The sequence below is a fragment of the Isoptericola sediminis genome, assembly GCF_013085345.1.
In the GTDB taxonomy this organism is placed as follows: domain Bacteria; phylum Actinomycetota; class Actinomycetes; order Actinomycetales; family Cellulomonadaceae; genus Isoptericola; species Isoptericola sediminis.
In genome coordinates this window covers 1-9,635 of the sequence record NZ_JABFAJ010000031.1, presented here as the reverse complement: position 1 = coordinate 9,635, position 9,635 = coordinate 1, and the positions used below count along the sequence as shown (strand labels likewise).

At 73.3% G+C, this 9,635-nt stretch carries 7 protein-coding genes; 6 read left to right on the top strand and 1 reads right to left on the bottom strand.

All coding sequences use genetic code 11. The features are described 5' to 3' along the window. A partial coding sequence (locus tag HLI28_RS15220; RefSeq protein WP_171248429.1) for a winged helix DNA-binding domain-containing protein occupies positions 1–1,044 on the top strand: 1,044 nt, incomplete at its 5' end. Positions 1,045–1,066: 22 nt separating this feature from the next. Here HLI28_RS15220 and HLI28_RS15215 read toward each other — a convergent pair. Beyond that, entirely contained in the window at positions 1,067–2,077 is a 1,011-nt protein-coding gene (locus HLI28_RS15215) for a LacI family DNA-binding transcriptional regulator (protein WP_171248428.1), read from the bottom strand. A 128-nt stretch (positions 2,078–2,205) separates the two neighbouring features. Between HLI28_RS15215 and HLI28_RS15210 the strand changes: the two genes are divergently transcribed. Genes HLI28_RS15210 through HLI28_RS15190 form a run of 5 tightly spaced genes read left to right on the top strand, consistent with a single transcriptional unit; the run spans position 2,206 to position 9,596 of the window. Beyond that, on the top strand, positions 2,206–4,245 hold the full coding sequence (locus tag HLI28_RS15210; RefSeq protein ID WP_171248431.1) for a beta-galactosidase: 2,040 nt from the start codon (positions 2,206–2,208) through the stop codon (positions 4,243–4,245). Further along, positions 4,242–5,171: a carbohydrate ABC transporter permease gene (locus HLI28_RS15205; RefSeq protein ID WP_171248427.1), complete on the top strand. Its 930-nt coding sequence runs from the start codon at positions 4,242–4,244 to the stop codon at positions 5,169–5,171. The genes HLI28_RS15210 and HLI28_RS15205 overlap by 4 nt, the downstream gene beginning before the upstream one ends. A 2-nt stretch (positions 5,172–5,173) precedes the next feature. Continuing rightward, positions 5,174–6,067, top strand: coding sequence for a carbohydrate ABC transporter permease (locus HLI28_RS15200; protein WP_246246840.1), 894 nt, complete (start codon positions 5,174–5,176; stop codon positions 6,065–6,067). A gap of 50 nt (positions 6,068–6,117) precedes the next feature. Next, positions 6,118–7,458 carry an ABC transporter substrate-binding protein gene (locus HLI28_RS15195; RefSeq protein WP_171248426.1) on the top strand — a complete coding sequence of 447 codons (1,341 nt, stop codon included), beginning with the start codon at positions 6,118–6,120 and terminating at the stop codon, positions 7,456–7,458. Continuing rightward, positions 7,455–9,596, top strand: a complete 2,142-nt coding sequence (locus HLI28_RS15190; RefSeq protein WP_171248425.1) for an alpha-galactosidase — start codon at positions 7,455–7,457, stop codon at positions 9,594–9,596. The genes HLI28_RS15195 and HLI28_RS15190 overlap by 4 nt, the downstream gene beginning before the upstream one ends. The last annotated feature ends 39 nt before the right edge of the window (positions 9,597–9,635 follow it).

Here is a 9,635-nt window from a genome sequence, read left to right as displayed (position 1 = left end):
GCCGGCCCGTACCTGGCGCTCTGGAACCGCGTCGCGGGGTTCCGCCCGGACGACCTGGACGCCGCCTTCGCCTCCGGCACGGTGGTGCGCGCCACCCTGATGCGGGTCACGCTGCACGCCGTCCACCGGGACGACTGGGCGGCGTTCCACCACGCGATGACGCATCCGCTGCGCGGCTCCCGGCTGAACGACCGCCGCTTCGCCCCGGCCCGGCTGACCCCCGCCGAGGCCGACGAGGTGCGGGACGCCGTGCTGGCCTTCGCCGACCGGCCGCGGACCCAGGACGAGATCGTCACCGAGCTGAGCCGCCTGCTGGACGACGAGCGGGCACCCGCCACCTGGTTCGCCCTGCGGACCCTGGCCCCGCTGCACCACGTCCCGAGCGGGGCACCGTGGTCCTTCAGCCCGCGCGAGCGGGTCTACCGCGCCGGCGCCCGGACCGCCGCGAACGAGCCGCCGGCAGGGGACGACCCCGCCGTGGTGCACCTGCTGCGGCGCTACCTCGCCGCCTTCGGCCCCGCCACCGAGGCGGACTTCGCCCGGTTCACGATGCTGCGCAAGCCCTGGACCGGGCCCGCGGTCGAGACCCTGCGGCCGGAGCTCGTCGAGATCGACGGGCCCGACGGCGTCACCCTGCTGGACCTGCCGGACGCCCCGCGACCCGCCGCCGACACCCCCGCTCCCCCACGCCTGCTGGGCATGTGGGACAGCCTCCTGCTCGCCCACGCCGACCGGACCCGGGTGGTGCCCGAGCCGTTGCGCGGTCACGTCGTGCGCCGCAACGGCGACACCCTGGCGACCGTCCTCGTGGACGGCCGCGTCGCCGGGTTCTGGCGGGCGACCGACGACGGGATCGACGCGGCCGTCGTCGAGCCGCTGCCCGACCGGGTCTGGTCCGCGCTGGCCGCCGAGGCGGCCTCGTTGCAGGAGCTGCTGGCCGACCGCGAGCCCGCGGTGTTCCGCCGCTACCGGCGGTGGTGGGACGAGCTGCCGGACGTCGAGGTGCGGCGTCTCGCGGACGCCCGGGACGCGGCCGCGCGCTGAACGCCGGGCACCGTCCCGCGGGTCAGGCGGAGTCCCGCCAGACGATCTCCGTCGGCAGCGTGACGTCGTGCGCCTCGTGGCCGCCGAGCTGGTCGAGCACGAGCCGCGCCGCGGCCCGGCCCATGTCCCGCGCCGGCTGCCGCACCGTGGACAGGTGCGGCGTGCTGCGCGTCGCCCAGGCGCTGTCGTCGAAACCGACGAGCCCGACGTCCTCGGGCACCCGGCGCCCGCGTGCCCGCAACGTCTCCAGCGCCCCGGCCGCGACCGCGTCCGACGCCGCGAAGACGCCGTCGAGCGCGGGCTCGCGGTCCAGCAGCTCGGCCATGCCGGCCACGCCGGACTGGTACGAGTAGAGCGGGTCGTCGACGACCAGACGCGGGTCGAAGCGGTCGCCGAGGGCCTGCTGGAACCCCTCGAGCCGGTCGGCGCCGGAGTCGCGGTCCAGGGCGCTGGCGAGCATGCCGACCCGCCGGCGCCCCGTGGCGAGGAGTCGTTCCGTGATCTGTCGTGCGGCGGTGCGGTTGTCGATGCGGACGTGCGGGACCGACGCGCGCCCGGCCGGGTGGCCGACGAAGGCCGCCGGCAGGCCGAACTCCACGATCGCGTCGGCGACCGTGTCGTCGGACCGGGCGGACACCAGGACGGCACCGTCGACGAACCCCCCGCGCAGGTAGCCGGACACGCGCTTCGCGTCCCGGTCGGAGTCGACGACGAGCACGACGAGCTGGTGGTCCGCGTCGGCGACGACCTCGTTCGTGCCGAGCAGGATGGACCCGATGTTGGGGTCCTCGAGGAAGAGCTGGTGCGGCTCGTGGACCACGAACCCGACCGCCCACGTCTTGCTGCGCGCCAGGTTGCGTGCCGCGGTGTTGCGGACGTACCCGACCTCGGCGATCGCCGCCTCGATGCGCGCGCGGGCGTCCGCGGAGACGTACCCGGCGCCGTTGAGCACGCGGGAGACGGTGCCCCGCGAGACCCCCGCCTGCGCCGCGACGTCGTGCACCGTCGCCCGGGTGCGGCGTGGGGAGGTCATGCCGACATCGTATCGTTCCAATCCGTGTGTGCACGTGGACACACCACGTCGCAGCATGTATCGTCAATGAATGTGTGCACGTGCACACACAGTTTCTTCGAGGACGAGGATCGGCAGTCGACGTGGACATGCGTACTCACCAGGGACGACCTGGTCTCCCGCGCCCCGGGATCGCGTTCGGGGGCGACTACAACCCCGAGCAGTGGTCCCGCGAGACGTGGGAGCAGGACGCCCGGCTCATGCGCGAGGCCGGCGTCGACCTCGTCGCCGTCAACGTGTTCGGCTGGGCCGAGATCGAACCCGCGCCCGGCGTGCACCGCTTCGACGACCTGGACACCGTCCTGGACCTCCTGCACGCGCACGGCGTGGCGGTGAACCTCGGCACCGGCACCTCGACACCCCCGCCGTGGCTCACCACCGCGCACCCCGAGATCCTGCCCGTCACCCGGGAGGGCGTCACCGTCAGCCCGGGCGGCCGCCAGGCCTGGTGCCCCAGCTCGCGGGTCGTGCGCGAGCACGCGATGCGGCTCGTGGAGACCGTCGCCGACCGCTACGCCGACCACCCGGCGCTCGCGATGTGGCACGTGTCCAACGAGCTGGGCTGCCACAACGCGCTGTGCTACTGCGACGTGTCGGCACGCGACTTCCGGCGCTGGTTGGCCGAGCGCTACGGCACCGTCGACGCGCTCAACGAGGCGTGGGGCACGAGCTTCTGGAGCCAGCGCTACGGGTCGTTCGACGAGGTCCTCCCCCCGCGCCACGTCGAGTCCCCGGAGAACCCGACCCAGATGCTCGACTTCCGGCGGTTCAGCTCGGACACGCTGCTCGACTGGTACGACGCCGAGGCCGCGATCCTGCGCGAGCGCAGCACGGCGCCGGTCACCACGAACTTCATGGTCGCGGCCCACATCGACACCCAGGACTACTGGGACTGGGCCGACCACATGGACGTCGTCGCCAACGACCACTACCTCGACCACCGCCTGCCGGACCCGTGGGGCGAGCTCGCCTTCACCGCCGACGCCACCCGCGGGCTGGCGGGCGGGCGCCCCTGGATGCTCATGGAGGCCGCGGCGGGCGCCGTCAACTGGCAGCCGCGCAACATCGCCAAGCGGCCCGGCGAGCTCGAGCGCATGGTGCTCTCCCACGTCGCCCGGGGCGCGGACGCCGTCTGCTTCTTCCAGTGGCGGGCCTCGCGCGCCGGGGCCGAACGCTTCCACTCCGCGCTCCTGCCCCACGCGGGCACCGACTCCGCGCAGTGGCGCTCCACGGTCCGGCTCGGCGGGATGCTCGACGCGCTCGACGAGGTCACGGGATCGGTGCTGCGGGCCGACGTGGCGCTCCTGTTCGACTGGCAGGCGTGGTGGGCGGCCGACCGGCCCGGCCACCCCACCGGGGACGTGCGCTACCTCGACGAGGTCCACGCGATGCACGCCGCGCTGCGCCGGGCCGGCGTCGCCGTCGACGTCGTGCGCCCCGGCGACGACCTCGAGGGGTACCGGCTCGTGGTGGTGCCCACCCTGTACCTCGTCACGGACGCCGCGGCGGCGGAGGTCGACCGGTTCGTGGCCGACGGCGGCACGGCCCTGGTCACCTACTTCTCCGGCATCGTCGACGAGCACGACCACGTCCGCCTCGGCGGCTACCCGGGGGCGTTCCGCGACGTGCTCGGTGCGCGCTCGGACGAGTTCTTCCCGCTGCAGGCGGGCGAGACCGTGTCCCTCGACGACGGCCGCCGCGCCAGCGTGTGGACCGAGCGCCTCGAGGCCCGCGGGGCGGAGGTGCGGGCACGCTTCGCCGACGGCCCCGTCGCCGGGTCGCCGGCGCTCACCCGACACCGGTACGGCGGCGGCGCCGCCTGGTACGTGGCGGCCCGCCTCGACGACGCCGGGCGCCAGGACCTCGTCGCCGAGGTCCTGGCCGACGCCGACGTCCGGCCCGTCCTGCCCGGTGCCGGCGGCGACGTCGACGTCCTGCGCCGCACGGCCGACGACGCCTCGTACGTGTTCGTCGTCAACGGCTCGGACGAACCCTTCGTCGCGCAGGTCGGGGGCACCGAGCTCCTGACCGGCCACGACGCGACCGAGCACCACGTGGCCCCGGGCGACGTCGCCGTCGTCCGCGAGCTCCCGCAGGACTCCCGCCCGACCTCGGAGGAGGACGCATGACCACCACCGGACCAGCCGCCACGGCGGCTCGCACCGCCCGCGGGGCACCGGCGCGGCGACGGCGGTCGTCGCACGGCGGCGCCGTGGCCGTGCTCGTGTCGCCGTTCCTCGTGCTGTTCGCGCTCTTCTACCTCGCACCGATCGCGTACGCGGCCTACCGCTCGTTCTTCGTCGTCGAGCGGGAAGGGACCTTCGGCGCGGCGACCGAGGTCTTCGGCGGGTTCGCCCAGTACCGGCAGGTGTTCGAGAACGACGCCTTCTGGGCGTCGCTGGGCCGGGTGCTGCTCTTCGGCGTCGTGCAGGTTCCGGTGATGCTCGGCATCGCGCTGCTGCTGGCCCTGCTCATCGACTCGACCCTGGTCAAGGGCAAGCGGTTCTACCGGCTGGCGTTCTTCGCGCCCTACGCGGTGCCGAGCGTGATCGCGGCGATCATGTGGGGCTTCCTCTACTCGCCCAGTCTCTCGCCGTTCGAGGTCGTCACCAGCAACGTGGACCTGCTCGGCAGCTCGCTGGTGCTGTGGTCGATCGCGAACGTCGTGACGTGGGTCTACATCGGCTACAACATGCTGATCATCTACTCCGCGCTGCAGGCCATCCCGCAGGACATCTACGAGGCCGCGCGGATCGACGGCGCCGGGCAGCTGCGCATCGCCCTGTCGGTGAAGATCCCGCTGGTGATCCCGGCGCTCGTGCTCACCGGCGTGTTCTCGATCATCGGCACGCTGCAGCTCCTCACCGAACCGCAGGTGTTCCGGACGTTCACGACCTCGGTCAGCTCCACGTTCACGCCGAACCTGCTGGTCTACACCACCTCGACGGTGCCGAACTTCAACCTTGCCGCAGCCTTCTCGGTGGTGCTCGCACTGCTGACGTTCGTGCTGTCGTTCGTCTTCCTGCGGCTGACGCAGAGGAGGGCGTTCCAGTGAGCATGCTGACCCGGACCGCGGGGTACGGCCCCGAGAACGCGCGCACCCGCACGGTGCGCGAGCCGCTCATGTCCCGGATGGCCGCCACCCTCGTGATGGCCGTCTTCACCCTGTACTTCCTCATCCCGCTGTGGTGGCTGTTCGTCGCCTCGACGAAGTCGCGCGGCCAGATGGCGTCGACGGCGGGCCTGTGGTTCGCCGACTGGCAGCTCTGGGAGAACCTGCAGTACGTCTTCACGTACGACGGCGGGGTCTACCTGCGGTGGCTGGCCAACGCCGTCCTCTACGCCGGCGTGGGCGCGCTGCTCGGCACGCTGCTGGCCTCCATGTGCGGCTACGCGCTGGCCAAGTACGCGTTCCGCGGGCGGAACCTGCTCTTCAACGTGATCCTCGGCGGCGTGCTCGTGCCCGTCACGGCTCTCGCGCTGCCGCTGTTCCTCATCTTCTCGGCGGTGGACCTGACGAACACGTACTGGGCGGTGTTCCTGCCGAGCCTGGTCAGCCCGTTCGGGGTCTACCTGTCGCGGATCTACGCGGCGGCGAGCGTCCCGGGCGAGCTGCTCGAGGCGGCGCGCCTCGACGGCTCCGGGGAGGTGCGGACCTTCTTCACCGTCTCGATGCGGCTCATGGCGCCCGCGCTCGTCACCGTCTTCCTGTTCCAGTTCGTGACCATCTGGAACAACTTCTTCCTGCCCCTGGTCATGCTCTCCGACGACAAGCTCTACCCCGTCACGCTCGGGCTGTACGCCTGGAACTCCCAGACCAACGCCGTGCCCGAGCTGCGCACCGCCGTCGTCGTCGGGGCGTTCGTGGCCGTCGTCCCGCTCATCCTCGCCTTCCTCGGGCTCCAGCGCTTCTGGCGCAGCGGCCTCGCGGCCGGCGGTGTCAAGGCATGACCGCGCCGAGACACGACCCGCACCACCCACCCCGTTCAAGGAGGAACACCATGTCCCGTCGACACCTGGTCCGCGCGAGCGCGGCCACCGTCGCCGCCACCGCGATGCTCGCCGCCTGCTCCGGCGGCAGCGGCGACACCACCGACGGCGGCGGCGAGGAAGCCGCCGCCTGCCAACCGACGGACGGTCAGGTCGAGCTGACCTACACCGGGTGGGTCCCCGGCATGGAGGCCGCCGTCGAGATCTGGAACGAGAACAACCCCGACATCCAGGTCACCTACAACTCCGGTCCGGCGGGCAACGCCGGTACCTACCAGGACTTCTTCAACCAGCTCGAGGCGGACGAGGCGCCCGACCTCGGCCAGATCGAGTTCGACACGCTGCCGAACTTCCGGGTGCAGGACGGCCTGGTCGACATCGGCGCCTGCGAGGGCGTCCTCGACGCCGGCGACCAGTTCGTGGACTGGACCTGGCAGCAGGTCACGTTCGGCGAGGAGGGGTCGGTCTACGCGATCCCGCAGGACACCGGCCCGATGGCGATGTTCTACCGCGCCGACCTCTTCGAGGAGGCCGGCATCGAGGTGCCGACCACCTGGGACGAGTACGCCGAGGCCGCGCAGGCCATCCGGGACGAGGGCTCCTACATCACCCACTTCCCCCGCACCGACGTCAACTGGTTCGCCGGCCTCGTGTGGCAGAACGACGGCCAGTGGTTCAGCAACGACGGCGACGCCTGGACGGTCGACCTGACCGGCCCGGAGTCCACCGAGGTCGCCGAGTACTGGCAGGGCCTCATCGACGACGACCTGGTCAAGGACACGGCCGGGTTCTCCGACGAGTGGAACAACGAGCTCAACACCGGTGAGCTGTGGACCTGGGTCAGCGCCGTGTGGGGCAGCAACTCGATCTCGTCCGGTGCCCCCGACACCGCCGGCGACTGGGCCGTGGCGCCGATGCCGCAGTGGGAGCCCGGCGCGAACGCGGCGGGCAACTGGGGCGGTTCGACCGTCGCCGTCCTGCAGGGCAGCGAGCACCCGTACGAGGCCGCGCAGTTCGCGCTGTGGCTCAACACCTCCGAGGAGGCGCTGACCACGCTCAACCAGGAGGGCGGCCTCTACCCCGCGACCACGGCCGGTCTCGAGCTGCCGGCGCTGCAGGAAGGTCTCGAGTTCTACGGCGGCCAGGCGATCTTCGACGTCTTCGCCGAGGCGGCCGCCGGCACGGACCCGAACTTCACCTGGGGGCCGACCATGGCGCAGACGTACAACGACGTGGCCGACGGGTTCGGCGCCGCCCTCGGCGGCTCGGGCACCCTGACCGACGCGCTGGAGTCCGGTCAGGAGGCCACGATCCAGACGCTGCAGTCGCAGTCCATCCCGGTGGCGGAGTGACCTCCTCCACCCCCGGGGTGCACCACCTGCGTGCCGCGGGCTCGAGCCTCGTGCTCGACGCCCGCGGCACGCGGGTACCCGTCGTCGTCCACTGGGGCACCGACCTCGGCGCGCTCGACGACGCGGCGCTGGAGGCGTTCGCCGACGCCCAGGTGCCGGCCGTCACGGCGAGCGCCGTCGGCGCCCCGCTGCGGACGACGCTCGTGCCCACGTCCTCGGACGGCTGGCAGGGCTCACCCGGTCTGTCGGGCTGGCGGCCCGGGGAGTCGGGGTCGGCCGCCCGGCACCCGCACCTGCGGCACACCGGGACGACGGCGACCCCGTCGTCGCTGCGGGTCGGCCTGGCCGACGAGGCCGCGGGGATCGAGGTCGTGATCACCCTCGGCCTCGACGAGCACGGCGTCCTGGAGTCCACGACGTCGCTCACCAACACCGGACGCGACGACTACGTGCTGGACCACCTCGCGTCCTCCCTCCCGCTGCCCGACCGGGCGGACGAGGTGCTCGACCTCACCGGACGCTGGTCCGGCGAGCGGCGACCGCAACGCGCCCCGCTGCGCGAGGGGACCTGGTTCCGCGGCGCGCGGCACGGCCGCCCCGGGCACGACGCACCGACCGTGACGGTGGTCGGCACCGCGGGGTTCGGCTTCCGCTCCGGGGAGGTCTGGGCCGTCCACCACGCGTGGTCCGGGGACAGCGCGCTCCGCGTCGAACGCCTGCCCAGCGCCCGCACCGTCGTCGGCGCCGGGGAGCTGTGGGGTCCCGGGGACGTCGTCGTCGCCCCCGGGAAGACGTACACGTCCCCGCGCACCCTCGCGTGCTGGTCCGACCAGGGCCTCGACGGCGTCTCGGCACGGTTCCACGACTGGGTGCGGGCGCGGCCGGGCCGGGTACGCAGCCCGCGGCCCGTCACGCTCAACACCTGGGAGGCCGTCTACTTCGACCACGACCTCGGGCGGCTGCGGGAGCTGGCCGACCTCGCCGCCGTCACCGGCGTCGAGCGGTTCGTGCTCGACGACGGCTGGTTCCGCGGCCGCCGGGACGAACGCCGGGGCCTCGGCGACTGGACCGTGGACGAGGACGTCTGGCCCGCCGGCCTGCACCCGCTCGTCGACCACGTGCGGGGCCTGGGCATGGGGTTCGGGCTGTGGATCGAGCCGGAGATGGTCAACGCCGACTCCGACCTCGCGCGCGAGCACCCCGACTGGGTCCTGCGGGGCACGGCCCACCGTGACCCGATCCCGTGGCGGTTCCAGCAGGTGCTCGATCTCGCGAACCCGGACGCCTGGACCCACGTGCGCGACGCCCTCGTGGCGCTCCTGGAGGAGTACCCGATCGAGTTCCTCAAGTGGGACCAGAACCGGGACGTGCTCGACGCGCCCTCCCGGCCCCAGGTGCTGGCGACGCGCCGGCTCATGGACGAGCTCCGCGCCCGCTTCCCCGGCCTGGAGATCGAGTCGTGCTCCTCCGGCGGCGGCCGCGTGGACCTCGACGTGCTGGACCGCGCCGACCGGGTGTGGGCCTCGGACACGAACGACGCCCTGGAACGGCAGGCCGTGCAGCGCTGGACCGGTCTGCTCGTGCCGCCCGAGCTGGTGGGCTCCCACGTCGGGGCCGACCGGGCGCACACGACGGGGCGGGTGCACGACCTCGAGCTGCGCCTCGTGACCGCGCTGTTCGGGCACTCCGGGCTGGAGACGGACCTGACGCGCCTCGACGGGGACGACCTCGCGGCGATCACCCGCTGGACGGCGCTCGTGCGCGAGCTGCGGCCGCTCGTGGCCGGCGGACGCACCGTCCGGGCGGACCGGCCGGACGAGGACACGTGGGTGCACGGCGTGGTGTCCCCCGACGCCGCGGAGGCGGCCTTCGCGGTGGTCACCCGGTGGTCGTCGGGCCCCGCGGTGCCCGCGCCGCTCGTCCTGCCCGGTCTCGACCCCGCCACCACCTACCGGCTGGAACGGGTCGAGCTGACCGGTCCCCCGCTGGCGGTCGGCGAGACGCTGCCGCCGTGGTGGGTCGCCGGGTCGGTCACCCTGCCCGGATCGGTGCTGGGCAGCACCGGGCTGCCGCTGCCGCCGCTGGCACCCGAGCAGGCCGTGCTGCTGCGCGTTCACGCGACCGCGTCGTCCCTCTGACGCCGTGCGGGGGTCGCCGGCCTGCGGGCCGGCGACCCC